The 17998-nt window shown below is 69.6% G+C and carries 15 protein-coding genes; 7 read left to right on the top strand and 8 right to left on the bottom strand.

Going from position 1 to position 17998, the window contains the following annotated elements:
* The first annotated feature begins 62 nt into the window (after positions 1 to 62).
* The 3 genes from BLV57_RS16710 to BLV57_RS16700 all read left to right on the top strand — a co-directional run bounded on the left by BLV57_RS16710 (position 63) and on the right by BLV57_RS16700 (position 4809).
* On the top strand, positions 63 to 1274 hold the full coding sequence (locus tag BLV57_RS16710; RefSeq protein ID WP_091289657.1) for an acetyl-CoA C-acetyltransferase: 1212 nt from the start codon (positions 63 to 65) through the stop codon (positions 1272 to 1274).
* A 10-nt stretch (positions 1275 to 1284) separates the two neighbouring features.
* On the top strand, positions 1285 to 3456 hold the full coding sequence (locus BLV57_RS16705) for a 3-hydroxyacyl-CoA dehydrogenase NAD-binding domain-containing protein (RefSeq protein ID WP_091289656.1): 2172 nt from the start codon (positions 1285 to 1287) through the stop codon (positions 3454 to 3456).
* Between the two features lie 138 nt (positions 3457 to 3594).
* The gene (locus BLV57_RS16700; protein WP_091289655.1) at positions 3595 to 4809 is read left to right on the top strand and encodes a calcium-binding protein; all 1215 of its coding nucleotides are present in this window, start codon (positions 3595 to 3597) and stop codon (positions 4807 to 4809) included.
* Between the two features lie 56 nt (positions 4810 to 4865).
* Here the strand turns inward: BLV57_RS16700 and BLV57_RS16695 are convergent, their stop codons facing one another.
* The 4 genes from BLV57_RS16695 to BLV57_RS16680 form a co-directional block, all read right to left on the bottom strand.
* Complete coding sequence (locus BLV57_RS16695; protein ID WP_091289654.1) at positions 4866 to 6836, bottom strand: MMPL family transporter; 1971 nt, start codon at positions 6834 to 6836, stop codon at positions 4866 to 4868.
* Between the two features lie 95 nt (positions 6837 to 6931).
* Positions 6932 to 8185, bottom strand: coding sequence for a histidine--tRNA ligase (gene hisS, locus BLV57_RS16690; RefSeq protein ID WP_091289653.1), 1254 nt, complete (start codon positions 8183 to 8185; stop codon positions 6932 to 6934).
* A gap of 159 nt (positions 8186 to 8344) precedes the next feature.
* A complete protein-coding gene (locus BLV57_RS16685) occupies positions 8345 to 9016 on the bottom strand; it encodes a response regulator (protein ID WP_091289652.1) in 672 nt (223 codons plus the stop codon).
* Positions 9013 to 10059: a sensor histidine kinase gene (locus tag BLV57_RS16680; RefSeq protein ID WP_245757353.1), complete on the bottom strand. Its 1047-nt coding sequence runs from the start codon at positions 10057 to 10059 to the stop codon at positions 9013 to 9015. Before BLV57_RS16680 ends, BLV57_RS16685 begins: the two co-directional genes overlap by 4 nt.
* 107 nt (positions 10060 to 10166) lie before the next feature.
* Between BLV57_RS16680 and BLV57_RS16675 the strand changes: the two genes are divergently transcribed.
* The 3 genes from BLV57_RS16675 to BLV57_RS16665 all read left to right on the top strand — a co-directional run bounded on the left by BLV57_RS16675 (position 10167) and on the right by BLV57_RS16665 (position 12692).
* Positions 10167 to 10592 carry a DUF3761 domain-containing protein gene (locus tag BLV57_RS16675; protein ID WP_245757352.1) on the top strand — a complete coding sequence of 142 codons (426 nt, stop codon included), beginning with the start codon at positions 10167 to 10169 and terminating at the stop codon, positions 10590 to 10592.
* An 82-nt stretch (positions 10593 to 10674) separates the two neighbouring features.
* Positions 10675 to 12111 (top strand): MFS transporter, encoded by a 1437-nt coding sequence (locus BLV57_RS16670; RefSeq protein WP_091289650.1) that lies wholly within the window; start codon positions 10675 to 10677, stop codon positions 12109 to 12111.
* A 65-nt stretch (positions 12112 to 12176) separates the two neighbouring features.
* Positions 12177 to 12692, top strand: a complete 516-nt coding sequence (locus BLV57_RS16665) for a hypothetical protein (RefSeq protein WP_091289649.1) — start codon at positions 12177 to 12179, stop codon at positions 12690 to 12692.
* Positions 12693 to 12698: 6 nt separating this feature from the next.
* Here BLV57_RS16665 and BLV57_RS16660 read toward each other — a convergent pair whose 3' ends face one another.
* Entirely contained in the window at positions 12699 to 14252 is a 1554-nt protein-coding gene (locus tag BLV57_RS16660) for an acetolactate synthase large subunit (protein ID WP_091289648.1), read from the bottom strand.
* Positions 14253 to 14297: 45 nt separating this feature from the next.
* Between BLV57_RS16660 and BLV57_RS16655 the strand changes: the two genes are divergently transcribed.
* Positions 14298 to 15554 (top strand): cytochrome P450, encoded by a 1257-nt coding sequence (locus tag BLV57_RS16655; protein ID WP_091289647.1) that lies wholly within the window; start codon positions 14298 to 14300, stop codon positions 15552 to 15554.
* Here BLV57_RS16655 and BLV57_RS16650 read toward each other — a convergent pair.
* From BLV57_RS16650 to BLV57_RS16640, 3 genes are read right to left on the bottom strand one after another with little or no spacing between them, the layout of a single operon-like run.
* Positions 15513 to 16778 carry a hypothetical protein gene (locus BLV57_RS16650; protein WP_143047074.1) on the bottom strand — a complete coding sequence of 422 codons (1266 nt, stop codon included), beginning with the start codon at positions 16776 to 16778 and terminating at the stop codon, positions 15513 to 15515. The two genes, BLV57_RS16655 and BLV57_RS16650, sit on opposite strands and share 42 nt — an antisense overlap.
* On the bottom strand, positions 16775 to 17308 hold the full coding sequence (locus BLV57_RS16645; protein ID WP_143047073.1) for a hypothetical protein: 534 nt from the start codon (positions 17306 to 17308) through the stop codon (positions 16775 to 16777). Before BLV57_RS16645 ends, BLV57_RS16650 begins: the two co-directional genes overlap by 4 nt.
* 47 nt (positions 17309 to 17355) lie before the next feature.
* Positions 17356 to 17949 carry a helix-turn-helix domain-containing protein gene (locus BLV57_RS16640; protein ID WP_091289644.1) on the bottom strand — a complete coding sequence of 198 codons (594 nt, stop codon included), beginning with the start codon at positions 17947 to 17949 and terminating at the stop codon, positions 17356 to 17358.
* Between the last annotated feature and the right edge of the window lie 49 nt (positions 17950 to 17998).

The raw sequence follows: 17998 nt of genomic DNA, 5'->3' as shown, positions 1-17998 counted from the left end.
GTTCTGTAGGCATATGTTAATGGCGATTAGCACCCGAAGACGTCGTGCACGAGGGAGTTTCAGTGAGCAGTGAGGCGTACATCTACGAGGCGCTCCGTACGCCTCGCGGCAAGAACAAGGGTGGTGCGCTCCACGGCACCAAGCCCGTCGACCTGGTCGCGGGCCTGATCAACGAACTCCAGGTCCGGCACCCGAACCTCGACCCGGCCGTGATCGACGACATCGTGCTCGGCGTGGTATCCCCGGTCGGCGAGCAGGGCGGTGACATCGCCCGCACCGCCGCGCTGGTCGCGGGCCTGCCGCAGAACGTCGCCGGTGTGCAGCTCAACCGCTTCTGCGCCTCCGGCCTCGAGGCCGTCAACCTGAGCGCGCAGAAGGTCCGCTCCGGCTGGGACCGCCTGGTCATCGGCGGCGGTGTCGAGTCGATGTCGCGCGTGCCCATGGGCTCCGACGGCGGCGCGCTGTTCCTCGACCCGACCACGAACTACGACAACTACATCGTGCCGCAGGGCATCGGCGCCGACCTGATCGCGACGATCGAGGGCTTCACCCGCGACGACGTCGACGAGTTCGCCGTCCGCTCGCAGGAGAAGGCCGAAGCGGCCTGGTCCGGCGGCTACTTCGCCAAGTCCGTGGTGCCGGTCAAGGACATCAACGGCGTGACGATCCTCGACCACGACGAGCACCGCCGCCCCGGCACCACCGCCGAGGGCCTCGGCAAGCTCAAGCCGGCCTTCGCGGGCATCGGCGAGATGGGCGGCTTCGACGCCGTCGCGCTGCAGAAGTACCACTCGGTCGAGCGCATCGACCACGTGCACACCGGCGGCAACTCCTCGGGCATCGTCGACGGCGCGGCCATCGTGCTGCTCGGCGGCGAGCAGGTCGGCAAGGACTTCGGCCTGACCCCGCGCGCCCGCATCGTGGCCACCGCGGTCACCGGCTCCGAACCGACCATCATGCTCACCGGCCCGACCCCGGCCACCGAGAAGGTGCTCGCCACCGCCGGGCTCACCCCGGACGACATCGACCTGTGGGAGCTCAACGAGGCGTTCGCGTCCGTCGTGCTCAAGTGGATCAAGGACCTGAAGCTCGACCCCGAGAAGGTCAACGTCAACGGCGGCGCGATCGCCATGGGTCACCCGCTCGGCGCCACCGGCGCGATGCTGGTCGGCACCGTGGTCGACGAGCTGGAACGCCGCCAGGCGCGCCGCGCGCTGGTCACCCTCTGCATCGGCGGCGGCATGGGCGTCGCGACCATCATCGAGCGGGTCTGAGGAAGAGACAATGACTGAAGCGAAGACCATCCGCTGGGAGCAGGATGCCGACGGCATCGTCGTGCTGACCCTGGACGACCCCAAGCAGTCCGCCAACACGATGAACGCCGACTTCCGCGAGTCGCTGGGCGTGGTCGTGGACCGGCTCGAGGCCGAGAAGGACTCCATCACCGGTGTCGTGCTGACCTCGGCGAAGAAGACCTTCTTCGCCGGTGGCGACCTCAACGACCTGATCCAGGCGCAGCCGGAGCAGGCCGCCGAGATCACCGCGGGCGGCGCGGAGATGAAGGGCCAGATGCGCCGCCTGGAGCAGCTGGGCAAGCCGGTCGTCGCCGCCATCAACGGCGCCGCGCTCGGCGGCGGCCTGGAGCTCGCGCTCGCGACGCACCACCGCATCGTGGCCGACGTCAAGGGCGTGCAGATCGGCCTGCCCGAGGTCACCCTCGGCCTGCTGCCCGGCGGCGGTGGCGTGGTCCGCACCGTGCGCAAGCTCGGCATCCAGAGCGCGCTGCTGAACGTGCTGCTGCAGGGCCAGCGTCACCGCGCGAGCAAGGCGCTGGAACTCGGTCTCGTCGACGAACTCGTTGGCAGCGTTGAAGAACTCGTGCCCGCCGCCAAGGCGTGGATCAAGGCCAACCCCGAGGCCTCGGTCCAGCCGTGGGACGTCAAGGGCTACAAGATCCCCGGCGGCACCCCGTCCAATCCGAGCTTCGCGGCGAACCTGCCCGCGTTCCCGGCGAACCTGCGCAAGCAGATCAAGGGCGCGAACATGCCCGCCCCGCGCGCGATCCTCGCCGCGGCGATCGAGGGCGCGCAGGTCGACTTCGACACCGCCATCAAGATCGAGACCCGCTACTTCGTGAGCCTCGCGACCGGCCAGGTCTCGAAGAACATGACCAAGGCGTTCTTCTTCGACCTGCAGACCATCAACTCCGGTGGTTCGCGGCCGGACGGCTTCGAGAAGTTCCAGGCCAAGAAGGTCGGTGTGGTCGGCGCCGGGATGATGGGCGCGGCCATCGCGTACGTCTCCGCCAAGGCCGGCATCGACGTCGTGCTCAAGGACGTCACGCTCGAAGGCGCCGAAAAGGGCAAGGGCTACGCGGTCAAGCTCGAGGAGAAGGCGCTCTCACGCGGCAAGACCACGCAGGAGAAGTCCGACGCGCTGCTGGCCAAGATCAAGCCGACCGCGGACGCGGCCGACTTCGCGGGCGTCGACTTCGTGATCGAGGCCGTGTTCGAGAGCGTCGAGCTCAAGCACAAGGTCTTCGCCGAGATCGAGGGCATCGTCAACCCCGACGCGGTGCTGGGCTCCAACACCTCGACCCTGCCGATCACCACGCTCGCCGAGGGCGTGCAGCGGACCGAGGACTTCATCGGGATCCACTTCTTCTCGCCGGTCGACAAGATGCCGCTGGTCGAGATCATCTGCGGGGAGAAGACCTCCCCGGCCACGCTGGCCAAGGTCTTCGACTACACCCTGCAGATCAAGAAGACCCCGATCGTCGTCAACGACAGCCGTGGCTTCTTCACCTCGCGCGTCATCGGCACCTTCCTCAACGAGGCCGTGGCCGCGCTGGGCGAGGGCGTCTCGCCGTCGTCGATCGAGCAGGCCGGTGCGCAGGCGGGCTACCCCGCGCCGCCGCTGCAGCTGATGGACGAGCTGACGCTGACGCTGCCCCGCAAGATCCGCAAGGAGACCCGCGAGGCGATCGAGGCCGCCGGCGGCACCTGGAACGCGCACGCGTCCGAGGGCGTCATCGACCGCATGGTGGAGGAGTTCGACCGCAAGGGCCGCTCCACCGGCGCCGGCTTCTACGACTACGACGAGTCCGGCAAGCGGACCGGCCTCTGGCCCGGCCTGCGTGAGGCGTTCAACTCGGGCAGCGCGGACGTGCCGTTCGAGGACCTCAAGGAGCGCATGCTCTTCGCCGAGGCGCTGGAGACGGTGAAGTGCTTCGACGAGGGCGTGCTCACGTCGGTCGCCGACGCCAACATCGGCTCGATCTTCGGCATCGGGTTCCCGGCGTGGACGGGTGGTGTCATCCAGTACATCAACCAGTACGAGGGTGGCCTGGCCGGGTTCGTCGCCCGCTCGCGTGAGCTGGCCGAGCGCTACGGCGACCACTTCCTGCCGCCCGCTTCGCTGGTCGAGAAGGCCGAAAAGGGCGAGATCTACGAATAGTGCGATTTAGCGGGCTTTATCCCGGGTGCTTTTCCCGGGATAAAGCCCGCTAAATCCCGTCTGGCGTGGAACAGCGATGGAACGCCGATGGAACGCCTCTAGTGGTGGAGGACTTTCCGAAACCACAAGGGGACGAGCATGCGAAGACGATGGATGACGGCGCTGGCCGCCTGCGCGACCGTGGCGGCGCTGGCCGTTCCGGTGCCCGCGCTGGCGGCCGGGACCTGTAACGGGCTGCCGGTCACGATCACCGGCACCAGCGGCAACGACACGATCGTGGGCACCGCGGGCAACGACGTCATCGCCGCTGGCGCGGGCAACGACGTGATCTTCGGGCTCGAGGGTGACGACACGGTGTGCGGCGGCACCGGCGACGACCGGTTCGACAGCGGACCCGGCCGCGACACCTTCGTCGCCGAGGCCAGGCCGGACGGGCGCGACACGATCGTCGCCAGGACGGACAGCTTCGAGGACACCGTCACCTACGCCGCTCGCACCACCGCGGTCACGCTCAGCCCTGACGGGGTGGCGAACGACGGCACGCCCGGCGAGGGCGACAACATCAGCGACGTCAACGCCGTCATCGGCGGGTCGGGCAATGACACGCTCACCGACTCGCCCGTCGGCCAGCACGCGCTCAGCGGTGGCCCGGGCAATGACAAGATCACCGGCCACTTCAGCCTCTTCGGCGGCCCCGGCGACGACACGCTCACCATTCCCGCCGGCTCCGGCAGCGCGCTCGCGAAGGGCAATGACGGGAACGACCGGATCACGAACGGCGGGCTCCGGTCGAACCTCACCGGCGACAACGGCGACGACACGATCATCGGCGGCAATGGCGGTGACGTGATCTTCGGTGGCAACGGTGACGATGTGCTCATCGGCGGGACCGGCGCCGACTCCATTTTCGGGGAAGCGGGCAACGACCAGATCGCGGGCGGGCTCGGCGACGACGACATCTCCGGCGGCGACGGTGACGACATCTTCATCGCCACGATCAAGCGGGACGGCGCGGACGGCTTCTTCGGTGGCGCCGGCGTCGACACCGCGGACTACAGCGCGCGGAACAACCTCGCGACCGGCACGATCCTCAGCCTGAGCCTGGACGGCGTCTTCGGCAACGACGGCGAGCCAGGTGAAGGCGACACGCTCGGCGGCGACGTGGAGAACGTCAAGGGCGGCGTCGGCCGGAACTTCATCGTGGGCAACGCGCTCGCGAACAACCTGCGCGGCGGCCAGAGCGCCGACTTCATCGTCGGCGCCGACGGCATCGGCGGCAACGACGTCATCGACGGCGTGCTGACCGGCAACATCTGCAGCTTCGACCCAGGTGACACCGTGACGAACTGCTGACTAGGGGTCGTGAGTGTTGCGGCCGGTTCTAACCGGCCGCAACACTCACGAGGCTTTTAGGGCTCCAGGGCCACCGTAGGCAGCCTGCGCATGCTTTTGGGCAGCCACCACGCGCGGTCGCCCAGCAGGCGCATGACGGCGGGCACGATCAGGCAGCGGATGACCAGCGCGTCCAGCAGGACGGCGACCGCGAGCCCCATGCCGAACTGCTGGAGCATGCGCGACGGGTCCAGCAGGAACGCGCCGAACACCACGATCATGATCGCCGCGGCCGCCGTGATGACCCCGCCGGTCGCCGCGAGCCCCTCGGTGACGGCGTGCCGCGCGTCGCCGGTGCGCTTGTACTCCTCGTGCATGCGCGAGACGAGGAACACCTCGTAGTCCATCGAAAGCCCGAAGACGATCGCGAAGATCATCACCGGCACGAACGCCTCGATCGGCCCGGTCGGCGAGAACACCAGGGTGATCACGCCCAGCGAGGCGCCGATGCTCAGCAGGTTGAGCAGCGCGGCCTTGACCGGGATCAGGATCGACCGGAACACCACCATCAGCAGCAGCGCGGACAGCCCGACGACGACCAGGATGAACAGCGGCAACCGGTCGGTCACGGCCGAGGCGAAGTCCGCGGCGGCCGCCACTGAGCCGCCGACGAGGAATTTCCCTTGTAGTGAAGGCAAAACCTCGGTCCTCAGCTTCTTGACCAGATCGGCGGTCGCCGCGTCCTGCGGAGCCGTGGACGGGTAGACGAGCACGATCGGACCCTGCGGCCGGATGTGGTCGACGCCCGGCGTAGCGGTCAGTTTCCGCTGCACCGCAACGGGATCCGCGTTCTCGGCGACGACGATCAGCGGCCCGTTGAAGCCGGGGCCGAAACCGTCGGCGAGCATGTCGTAGGCCTGGCGCGTGGTCGACTCCGCCGGGTCCGTGCCCGGGTCGGCGAACCCGAGCCGCATCCCCAGCGCGGGCAGGGAAAGCCCGATCAACGCGACGAGCCCGACCGCGAGCGGCGCCCACGGACGGCGCTGCACCGCCTCGCCCAGCTTGCGCCAAGCGTTGCCGTGCTTGACTTTCCGGCGCTGGATGTTCTTCTCGATGCGCTTGCCGAACAGCGACAGCAAGGCGGGCAGCAGCGTGATCGAGGCGATCATGGTGACCAGCACGGTCAACGCGACCGCCAGCGCCACCCCGCGCAGCGAGCCGAGGCCGAGCGCGAGCAGGCCCAGCAGCGCGATCATCACCGTGCAGCCCGCGAAGAGCACCGATCGGCCCGCGGTGTCGAGCGCGCGCCGTGCCGCCGTCTCGCGATCGTGGCCGTCGAGGATTTCGTTGCGGTAGCGGGAAAAGATCAGCAGCGCGTAGTCGACGCCGACGCCCAGCCCGACCAGCATCATCAGCGGCGCGGTGTAGTTCGCGATGTCGACGAGGTGGCTGACCAGCACGATCACGCCGAGCGTGCTGCCGACCGCGAACACCGCGGTGATCACCGGCAGACCGGCCGCGAGCAGCGAGCGGAACAGGAAGACGAGGATCACCAGCGCGGCGAGCAGCCCGATGCCTTCCGACGCCCCGCCGCCGCTCTTCTGCGCGGCCCTGACGGCGTCGCCGCCGAGCGCGACACCGTCCACTTTGGTCGCCGTGTCGATGATCTTGCGGACGTCGTCGCCGGACGTGCCGCCGTCGAGCGCGACGGTCGCGTAGCCGGTTTTGCCGTTCGCGGACAGCACCGGTTTGGCGACCGCTTTGACATGCGGGAGCGTGCGGACTTCGGCGAGCATCGCGTCCACGGAAGCGGTGCCGGGGAAGACGATCTGGATGGTCGCGCCGTTCTCGGGGAACTTGTCGCGGACCTGCTGGGATTCGGTGCCGGGCAAGGAGGTGTCGTTGTGGTACGAGCTGCCAGCCGAGTTGGACGCGACGGTAATGGCCGCGAGGGTGAGCACCCAGAGCACGACGGCGAGCCAGCGATTCCGTTGCGACCACCCGGCGAGCCGCCCCAGCCGGCCTTCGGTGTGAGTCATGGTTTCCATGCCGGAAAGACTCCGGCAGAAGTGCCCGCTGAAGCGTCGTACTCCAGCGGGCACTTCGCGTACTCCCGCGGTCGTCCCTTAGGGACTTCCCCGTACTACCGGAGTTGGCGCACCTCGGACTCACCGTCGGCGCGCAAGTGCGCGAACGCGGTGAAGCCCCACTCCTCGAGCCGCTTCAGCTGGGCCGGGAACTTGCCGCTGCGTTTGATCGCCGACACCTCGCCGTGCTCCGCGCGCAGCCGCCGCGCCGCCGCGAGCGCGTCCGGCACCGGGACGTCGCTTTCGTAGAGCACCGCGGTCTTCGGCCGGTCGAGCTTCTGCTCCAGCAGGTCCACGATCCGCTCGAAGCCGATCGAGAAACCGCAGGCGGGCACGTCCTTGCCCAGCGAACGGCCGACGAGCTTGTCGTAGCGGCCGCCACCCGCCAGTGACGACGTCGTCGACGGGTGGCTGACCTCGAAGATCTGGCCGGTGTAGTAGCCCATGCCGCGCACGAGCGTCGGGTCGAACGCCCACTCGATGCCGTCGAGCCGCTCCAGGCTCGCGGCCGTCGTCGCCAGGTCGCTGACGACCTGCTCGTCGAGGTTCGGCACGACGTCGGTGAGGCTTTCGGCCACCTTCGACGCGGGCAGGTCACGCAGCCGCTCGATGCCGTCCAGCGCCGTCTTGACCGCGCTCTCCGGCAGCCCGCGCTTCTCGATCAGCTCGGCGCGCACGCCGTCCCAGCCGATCTTGTCGAGCTTGTCGAGCGTGATGAAGAACGGCATCCAGTCCTCTTCGGCGAACCCGGCGTGCTGCGCGAGCGCCGAGAGGAACCGCCGGTCGGAGAGCCGGACCGTGCTGTCGGTGAGGCCGACCGCGGCGAGCGCCTCGGTGGTGGCCTCGATCAGCTCGGCCTCGGCGAGCACGGACTCCTCGCCGATCAGGTCGATGTCGCACTGGTAGAACTGCCGGTAGCGGCCCTTCTGCGGCCGCTCGGCGCGCCAGACCGGGCCGACCTGGAACGACCGGAACGGCAGCGGCAGGTTCGCCTGGTTGTTGCCGTAGAACCGGGTGAGCGGGACCGTGAGGTCGAACCGCAGGCCCAGGTCGATCAGGTCGTTCAGCGGCGTCTCGGCCTCGACCTGCTCGGGCAGGCCGCGCTTGAGCACCTGGTAGACGAGCTTGGCGTTCTCGCCGCCCTCACCGCCGGTGAGCCGGGTGATGGCCTCCAGCGCCGGGGTCTCGATGCGCTCGTAGCCGTAGCGCCGGTAGACCTCGGAGATCGTGGCGAGCACGTGGTCCCGATGCGCGACAACCCCTGGTAGCAGGTCGCGGGTGCCACGGGCGGGACTGTTGTCGATCTTCACGTGCTCGGTCCTTCGGGACGGGTTTGTGCTGCTTACGCGGCCGATTCTATCGGGCGCGCGCTAACCGATTTCGTCGGCGGGCAGCCCGCCGAAGCCACAGCTCGCCCGCTGGGTCTCGCGCATCATGATCTCGAGGTCCTTGCCGTCGCCCGGGATCGGTCAATCGGCGGAAAGCCATTTCGGGGTGATCATGGCCGATTCGTAGGCCAGCACGACCACTTGCGCACGATCGCGGACGCCGAGCTTGGTCATGATGCGGCTGACATGGGTCTTCGCCGTGGCCGGGCTGAGCACGAGCTCGGCGGCGATCTCGTCATTGGACAGTCCGGTCGCGACCAGCGTCATGACCTCGCGCTCGCGTTCGGTCAGCGCGGCCAGCCGCGGCGACGGCGCCGGTCGCGCGGAGCGGCCCGCGAACTCGGAGATCAGCCGCCGCGTGATCGACGGCGCGAGCAGCGCGTCGCCCCTTGCGACCACGCGGACGCCGTGGATCAGTTCCATCGGCTCGGTGTCCTTGACGAGGAAACCGCTCGCGCCGGCCCGCAGCGCGCCGTAGACCTCGTCGTCGAGGTCGAAGGTGGTGAGGATGACGACCTTGGTGCCGGTCAGCTTGGGGTCGGCGAGCAGATGGCGGGTGGCGGTGAGCCCGTCCATGCCCGGCATCCGGATGTCCATCAGCACGACGTCCGGCTGGTGCTCGTGTGCCTGCGCGAGCGCCTGCTTGCCGTCGGCCGCCTCGGCGACCACCTGGATGTCGGCTTCACCGTCCAATATGGACTTGAACCCGGCGCGCACGAGGTTCTGGTCGTCGACCAGCAGCACGCGGATCATCGAGGCAGCCTCGCCAGCACCCGGAACCCGGTCTCCGACGCGGAAGCCGTGAGCTCACCGCCGAGCGCCTCGGCCCGCTCGGTCATGCCGCGGATCCCGTTGCCGGGATTCGCCGTCCCGCCGCGGCCGTCGTCTTCGATCTGCACGGACACATCATGGCCGGTCTCCCGGATCCGGATGGTGACGGTGCTGGCCGCGGCGTGGCGGGTGACGTTGGTGAGCGCCTCCTGCACGATCCGGAACGCGGCCAGGTCGACTTCGGGCGGCAGCGTGGTCACGTCGATTTCCGTCCGCACGGTGAGCCCGCTCGCGCGCACGGCCTCGGCGAGTTCGCTGATCCGCGACACGCTCGGGGCGTCGGCCTGGCGCAGCATGCCGAGCGTCGCGCGGAGTTCTTGGAGCGCTTCCTTGCTGGTGCGCTTGATCGTGCCGAGCGCGTCCTGCGCCTGATCGGGGTCCTTGCTGTGCAACGCCGCGCCCGCTTGGACGTTGATGAGCGCGAGGTGGTGCCCGAGCACGTCGTGCAGCTCGCGCGCGATGCGCAGGCGTTCCTCGGTCGCCCTGCGCCTCGCTTCGTCCTCTTTGGACCGTTCGGCCTCGCGCCGGTAGTGCGTCACGGCGCCGACCGCGACGACGGCGATGAACCACCCGGTCATCAGGAAGAACGCGAAGTTGTCGACATGTCGACCGCTCGTCGAGGTGAGCTCGCCCGCGGTCACCCCGAGCATCGAGGCGGCCGCCAGCCCGGCGGCAGCCGCGACGCGCCCGGCGGCGGCCGAGCTGTACAGCGCGAACGCGAACGTCAGGATGACGATGCCGTCGGGGTCGGTGAGCGGGTAGTACACGGCGCAGCAGGCGAGCGTGAACGCGGTGACCGCGACGGGGAACCGGTGCCTGGCGAACAGCGCGGCGCACGCGGCCACGGTCAGCACCCAGCCGAGCGCGGCGAGCCTGGGTGTTTCGGGATCGTTGACCACCGCCATCACGGAACCGGCGAGCACCGCGACGGTGACCGCGATTTCGGCCGGATACCGGATCGTCACCTCGCCAGCGTAACGCCACCCACCGTCAAAAGATGACGAAATTCCTTCTGTAACAGGAGATCGGCTCGACGCGACTTGCCGGGAACCTGAACATGAGGGAGGTTCCCGTGCGGCACGCATTCTTGAAGGCCGCCACTGGAGTGGCGCTCGGTTTCGCCGTGCTGACCGGCTGCGGCGCTGTCGCGACACCGGGCACCGTGCTCACCACGACGACGCCTCCGTCGACGACCTACCCGCTGCAGGCGCTGCCCACCAGCACGTCGGCGGCAACGCCCACGTCCACCGCCGCGAGCACGACGGCCGTGCAGCCGTTCGTCCCGGCCGTGCCCACACCGAAAACGACGACGACCAAGAAAACGGTCGCCGCCGAATGCGGCGCCGACTACTACCGCAACGTCGACGGGAACTGCGTCCACCGCCCCGGTAGCAGTCCGTCCGGCGCTACGGCCAAATGCAAGGACGGCACTTACTCCTACAGCCAGAACCGCCGGGGCACCTGCTCGGGGCATGGCGGCGTCGCGACCTGGCTCTAACCCGGCTCGGGGTCGTGAGTGTTCCGGCCGGTTCTAACCGGCCTAAACACTCACGACCGGCAATTAGGTAGCATTGCTAACTATGGCTGGCGAGGGTGCGAAGGGTGCTTCGCCGAGGTTGATCGTGGTCGTGCTGGCGTCGTGCGGGCTGGTGGCGTCGTTCATGCAGACGCTGGTCGTGCCGCTGATCCCGGCGTTTCCCCGGCTGCTGAACGCTTCGGCGACCGACGCGTCCTGGGTGGTCACCGTGACGCTGCTGGCGGCGGCCGTGGTGACGCCCGTCAGCGGGCGGCTGGGTGACCTCTACGGCAAGCGGCGGATCCTGCTGGTGAGCCTGGGCTTGCTGATCGCCGGGTCCGTCCTGTCCGCGCTGACCAGCCAACTCGGCCTGATGATCGCCGGGCGCGGGCTGCAGGGATGCGCCATGGGCGTCATCCCGCTGGGCATCAGCATCATGCGCGACGAGCTGCCGCCCGAACGGATCGGCGCCGCGATCGCGTTGATGAGCGCGACGCTCGGGGTCGGCGGGGCGATCGGGCTGCCGGTGGCGGCCGTGGTCGCGGAGAACGCCGACTGGCATGTCCTGTTCTGGGGCGCGGCCGCGCTGGCCGCACTCTGCGGGCTGCTCATTCTCAAGCTCGTGCCGGAATCGCCGGTCCGCACGCCCGCGCCGTTCGACTACCTCGGGACCGTCGGGCTTTCCGCCGGGTTGCTGTGTTTGCTGCTGCCGATCGTCAAAGGGACCGAGTGGGGCTGGACCAGCCCGCTGACGCTGGGGCTCGGCGGCGCGTCCGTACTGATCTTCCTCGGCTGGGGCCTCTACCAGCTGCGCACGCGGGACCCGCTGGTCGACCTGCGGGTGTCCGCACGGCGGCCGGTGCTGTTCACCAACCTCGCGTCCGTGCTGGTCGGGTTCGCGATGTACGCGTCGGCGCTGTCGTTCCCGCAGCTGCTGCAGGCGCCGTCGTCGACCGGGTACGGGCTCGGGCAGAGCATGGTCCAGACCGGGCTGCTGCTCGCGCCGAACGGGCTGGTGATGATGGTGCTCTCGCCCGTGTCGGCCCGGCTGGCCCGGCGGTTCGGCGCGCGGCTGACGCTCATGGCCGGGGCGGTCGTGATCGCGGCCGGCTATCTCTTCGCGACCGTGCTGATGGACAACGTCGTCGAGATCGTCGCGGCGACCGTGATCATCGGGGCGGGCGTCGGGATCGCGTATTCGGCGATGCCCGCGTTGATCATGGGCGCGGTGCCCATCTCCGAGACCGCTTCCGCCAACGGCGTCAACTCGCTCATGCGCGCGTTCGGCACCTCGGCGTCGAGCGCGGTGATGGCGACGATGCTCGCGCATATGACGATCACCGTCGGCGCGCTGACCGTGCCTTCGCTCGCCGGGTTCCGCGCGACCTTCCTCGTCGGCGCGGCCGCCGCGGTGGCCGGGCTGGTGCTCACCGCGATCATTCCGAGAAAAGATCGAACCCCGAGCAACCCCGTGCCCGCCTTGGCGTCTTCTCCAGTGTGAAAGCGGCAGGGGGTCGCTTCTGGGGAATCTGGGGATCGAAAATGTTCAAGAAGTCTTTTGCCGCAATGGGAATCGTCGTCGGCACCGCGCTGCTCATCGGCGGCCTGACGCCCGCTTCGGCGTCCGGTGACGTGCTCACGCCCGAGGGGTACCACCGCGTGAAGCTCGGCCAGTCGGAGGCGAAGGCCTTGCGTTCCGGCTACCTTTCGGGCGACGGCTGGGACGACGGCGCGTGCAACCGCTACGCGACCGTCGACCGGCCCGACGACGAGTGGCGCGTCGCGATTTCGCACGCGAACGGGGTCGTCCGCGTCCGCGTTCCCGAGAACGTCCGCACGTACGAGGGCATCGGCGTGGGGTCGACGGTCGCCGAGGTCAAGGAGACCTACGACGGCGTCTGGGAGTACCGCCGCGGACTGATCGCGCCGGTGCCGGGCTACGGCGACCGGCAGTACGAAATCTGGATCGAGGACAGCTTCAACGAGGACGGCACCTACCGCGACGACGCCAAGGTCACGCAGCTCGGCGTCGAGGTCAGCTCGGGTGAGACGTTCGACTGCACCCTCTTCGGCGACAGCTAAAGACGGCTAGAACAGCGGCGGGACCCAGGCGTCGATCAGGTGGGGGCCTGGTTCACGCAGCGCGCGCTCGAACTGTTCGGCCAGTTCTTCTGCGGTGGTGGCACGGGTGGCGGGGACACCCATGCCTTCCGCGATCTTCACGAAGTCCAGGTCCGGACGGGACAGGTCGAGCAGTTCGAGCGCCCTGGGTCCCGCGCCCTCCGCGCCGACCCGCTGCAGCTCCATCTTGAGGATCGCGTACGCGCGGTTGTTCAGGATGACCGTGGTGACGTCGAGGTTTTCCCTTGCCTGCGTCCACAACGCGGAGATCGTGTACAGCGCGCTCCCGTCGGCCTGCAGGCTGATCACCGGACGGCCGGGCGCCGCTACGGCCGCGCCGGTGGCCACCGGGATGCCGTAGCCGATCGCGCCGCCGGTCAGCGTCAGGTGGTCGTGGCGGGGCGCGCCCGCGGTCGCGGCGGGCAGGAGCAGGCCGGAGGTGTTGGATTCGTCGGCGATGATCGCGTGCTCGGGGAGGAGCGCGCCGATCACCTCGACCCAGTTCTGGGGGGTGAGCGGACCGCTCGGCAAAGCCGGGCGGTTCGCTTGCTGGAGAACGGGTTCCGTGTCCGCGGCGACCGCCGAGGCCAGCGCTTCGAGCGCGGCGGGGATGTCTTCGTCGATGGCGGCGAGCACGTGGACCTTCGCGTCGGCCGGGGTGAGCTCGCTCGGCTTTCCGGGGTAGGCGAAGAAGGACACCGGCGGCTTCGCGCCCGCGAGGACCAAATGTTTGATGCCGTCGAGCTGGTACATGGCCTGCTCGGCGAGGTAGCCGAGTCGATCGATCGACGGCAGCCCGGCGCCGCGCTCCAAGCGTGCCGGGAACGTCTCGATGAACGCCTTCGCGCCCGTGGCCGCCGAAATCCGGCTCACGGCAAGCAATCCCGCTTCATGACAGCCCTTGCCGCCGATCAGGAAAGCGACGGGCTCACCGGACCGCACCACCTCGGCGATGGCGTCGATCGTCGACGCCGCAACGGTTTTCGGCGCCCGCGGCGCGACGGGAGCGGCCGCGACGCCGCCTTCGCCCCACGACACGTCCGCGGGCAGCACCAAGGTCGCGATCCGGCCGGGCGCGTCCTGCGACGCCGCGACAGCGTCCGCGGCGTCCGCGCCGACCTCCGCGGTCTTCGCCGATTCGCGGTACCAGCCGTTGAGTGTCCTGGCGAGACCTTCGATGTCCGATTCGAGCGGGGCGTCGTACTGCTTGTGATACGTCGCGTGGTCGCCGACGACGTTGACCACCGGGGTGTGCGCGCGGCGCGCGTTGTGCAGGTTCGCCATGCCGTTGGCGAGGCCGGGGCCGAGGTGCAGCAGCGTCGCCGCCGGTTTGCCCGCGATCCGGGCGTACCCGTCCGCCGCGCCGGTCACCGCGCCCTCGAACAGGGCCAGCACGCCCCGCATCTCCGGCACGCTGTCCAGCGCCGCGACGAAGTGCATCTCCGAGGTGCCCGGATTGGAAAAGCACACCTCGACGCCCGCGTCGACGAGGGTGCGGAGCAGTGACTGCGCGCCGTTCATCGGCTCAACCTAGCGTTCGGGCTCGCTCTGTGAAGAGAATGGGCGATGGACTTCACTGGGGAGAGTTCGCTGACCACGCTCCGTCTCGCCGGGCGGCTGCGTGCGCAGCGTGCCGGGGCGTGGGCGCTCGCGACGCTCGGCGACCCGCTGGCCGCGCTCACCCAGCGGCGCGGGCAGCTCGATCCGTATCCCGTCTACGAGCGGATCCGGCGGCTGGGCCCGCTTTCCCGCAGCCGCACCGGTTTGTGGGTGACCTGCTCGCACGAGCTGGCCACAGTGGCCGTGCGCGACCGGCGGATGCGGGTGCGCAACAACTCCGACCGGCTCGGCGACGGCCTCGCCGCGCTGAGCCCCGGGCTCGACGACAGCCTGGTCGACTTCGAACCGCCCGACCACACGAGGCTGCGGCGCCTGGTCGCGCCCGCCTTCGGCCGGGCGAAGATCGAGCGCTGGCGCCCGGTGGTCGAGAAGATCGCCGGTGAGCTGCTCGACGGCGCCGGCGACCGCTTCGACCTGGTGCGCGCGTACGCGACACCGCTGCCGGTCGCGATCATCTCCGAGCTGCTCGGCATCCCGGACGCCGACGCGGCGCGGTTCGCGGGCTACGGCCAGGCGCTGGCGGGCATGCTCGACGGCGTCCGCTCGCTGCGGCAGGCCGCCGAGATCCGCGCGGCCGTCGACGAGCTGAAGGCGTTGCTCGCCGATCTGGTCGAGCGGCGTGAGCGGGCGCCGCGCGAGGACCTGATCAGCGAGCTCGTCGACTCGGAGCTGACCGGGCAGGAGATCGTGGCGCTGTGCCTGCAGCTGCTCATCGCGGGGTTCGAGACCACGACCAACCTCATCGCGAACGCCGTCGCCGCGCTCCTCGACCACCCTGAGCAGTGGGCAGCGCTCGCCGAAGACCCGGGACTGGCGTGCGCGGTCGTCGAGGAGACGCTGCGGTTCGATCCGCCGGTCCAGGTCACCCAGCGCATCGCGCGCGAGCCGATCCAGCTGGCCGGCCAGGTGCTGGCGCCGGGGGAGCAGCTGATCGTCGGGCTGGCCGGTGCCAGCCGCGACCCCGGGGTCTTCGCGAACCCCGGCCGGTTCGACATCCACCGTCCCGACGCGGGTGAGCATCTCGGCTTCGCGGGCGGGCACCACTACTGCGTCGGCGCGCCGCTCGCGCGCCTCGAAGGCGAGGTCGCGCTCGCCACGCTCGTCAAGCGATTCCCCGGCCTGCGCAAGGAAGGCGCCCCCGTCCGGCGGCCCGCGACGGTCCTACGCGGGATGCTCGGCTTTCTGGTCGCTCAAGGGTCGTGAGCCGCTGGGAACACTCACGATCCCGGGGTACCCCTCGATGATGGCCGCGGCACGCAGCCAGCGGTCGATGTCGGTGTTCAGGTAGACCTTGGTGTGCCGCACGCTTTCCGGCAGCGGGTGGTGCTCGGCGACGAGGTCGGCGAGCGTGTTCATGGTCCGCTCGGTCTCCTCGGCGAACTCCTTGCCCGGCGGCTCGATGCCGCGCGCGAGGGTGGCCAGGCCCGCGGCGAGCACGACCGCGCGCTGGGTTTCGCCGTCGAAGCGTTCGGGGCCGGTCGGCAGGTGGCCCCTGATCCGCAGGTACGTGTCCTCGAGGTCGATGATCGCCTGGTAGACGAGCTCGGTCGGCCGCCACAAGCGAAGCCACGTCGTGCGCAGCGTCGGCTTGACCGGCCCGGAACGCCTGGCCAGGAGCCGCTGCACCGGCGCGAGCCGCCGCAACAGCGCGGACCCGTTGTCGTGCTCCCGTTTCCACGAACCGACCGCGGGCAGCACCATGCCGATGAACACCAGCGCCGGGCCGACGCTGATCAGCGGATCCGTCACGGCCGCCTGCCGCCAGCCCGGGATCCAGCCGATGATCTCCGCCGCCTGGTACAGCGCGCTGTGCGCGCAGTAGGCCATGCACAGGAACAGCCCGAGCGTGAACACCCGCATGCCGGCGCGCAGCCAGCTGCGGCCGGCGTTCTTGGCCTTGTTCGCCCAGCGGTGCGCGCCCATCACGTGGCCGACCAGCGACACCGCGATCGTGCACATGATGATGATCCACGCGAGGCCGACGGCGAAGTCGACGCGGCCGGGCACCTCGAGCCTGCTTTCCGGGCCCAGGAAGAAATCCGGGTCGTTCGGGTTGGTCGTGAACAACGCCGTCGCCGTCACGAAGGCGAGCGCGTTGATTGCCGCCAGCACAGTCACCCGGCGCCGGGCCGGGCGTTCCAGCTCCAGCTTGGTGGCGGTGGACACCCGGTTCGAGAACACGTGCAGCAGCACGTTGCACGCCATCGCGAGCGCCCATTGCAAGGGCCAGAACAGGTTGAAGCCGAGTTCGTGCGCGAACACCCGGTACACGGCCGGCACCTGCAAGCAGACGGCCAGCAGCAGCGAGACGAGCGCGAGCCAGAGGATCGCCGACGGGTTGGCCCGCCGCGACCACAGCAGCCGCCGCCAGAAGACCACCGCGGCGGCCATGCCGACCACGACGACCAGTACCCAGACCCAGCTCATGAGCGCCCGTCCGAAAGCCACCGGTCGAGCTGGTCGGCTTCCGGCTCATCGGAGCTGGGGCCCGCGGACGGCGACGTCACGCCCATCCGGCGCGCCATGGTCATCGCGAACTTCTCCGCGTCGCGCTCCTGCTTGTCCTCGGCGTGCCCGGTCGGGCAGTTGCGGCCGACCAGCCGGTCGATCAGGTCGCCGGACAGGTGCGGCAGCTCCGGGCGCAGCAGGCTGACCAGCGCGCTCTTGATCATCGGGTCCTCCAGCTCGATGCCGGCGTGCTCGTCGATCACGTGGAACAGCTCGTGGTGGATCACGTGCAGCTGGTGCACCGGGCTGGTGTCGGCCGGATAGAACAGGTACGAGATCCCGAACAGCCGCACGGTCATGCCGGTCAGCACGGAGCTGGCGTCCGGGACCGCGCCCGACAGCGGCACCAGCCGGATCGGGATGCCGATCGCCTCGCTCAGCACCTCTTGGTAGGCCTCATGGCTGAACGGCTGCGGGATGACCATTCTGTCGGCCAACCGGTCAGCCACGGATTCGGCGTGACGGCGTTGACCGAGTGGCAGCCACCGTCGCCGCTTCATGACCGGTCGTTCCGCTGGTCTTCCAGCCACTGGGCGAGCGCGAGTGCGACCTGGCGCTGGGCCTCGTCCGGCGTGGTGGCGCCGGGAATGCGCAGCTCGATGGCGATGCCGCCCTGGCCGCCCGCGCCGACCGGGCGGGCGCTGGTGATCCAGGTGAGCAGGTTCTCCTTGACCCCGGCGACCTTCGCCAGGTCGGACTTGGTGGTGACCGGCAGCAGGAAGCTGGTGTCGACGTTGAAGAACTGGGCCAGCGCGGTCAGCACCGGCAGGCCGGGGTTGATCTTGTCCGAGTGCCGGAGCTTGCCGAGGTAGCTGGGCGTGATGCTGACGCCGAACTGCTCGGCCAGCTGTTGCGCGACCCAGGTGTTCGTGTATTGCGGGCGGCCCTGCGCGTCGACGTCGGCCGATTTGCCGTTCTTCTTCGCGACCTCGACCTTGTTCCAGGCCTGCGGGTCTTCGTCGCGGCGGGGTCTCACGGCGGCCCAGAGCAGGTTGAGCCGCTCGCCGAAGGTGAGTTCTTCGGGAGGTTTGCCCGCCAGCGCGAGGATGGCGTCGGTCGCGACGTCACCATCGTCGGTGCCCCCATGCATGAGCCGAGTATAGAAGGCGGGCCCGGATCCGGGGCCCGTCCCGGCGATG

Source organism: Amycolatopsis xylanica, from assembly GCF_900107045.1.
GTDB lineage: Bacteria > Actinomycetota > Actinomycetes > Mycobacteriales > Pseudonocardiaceae > Amycolatopsis > Amycolatopsis xylanica.
This window is presented reverse-complemented; position numbering and strand designations above follow the sequence as displayed.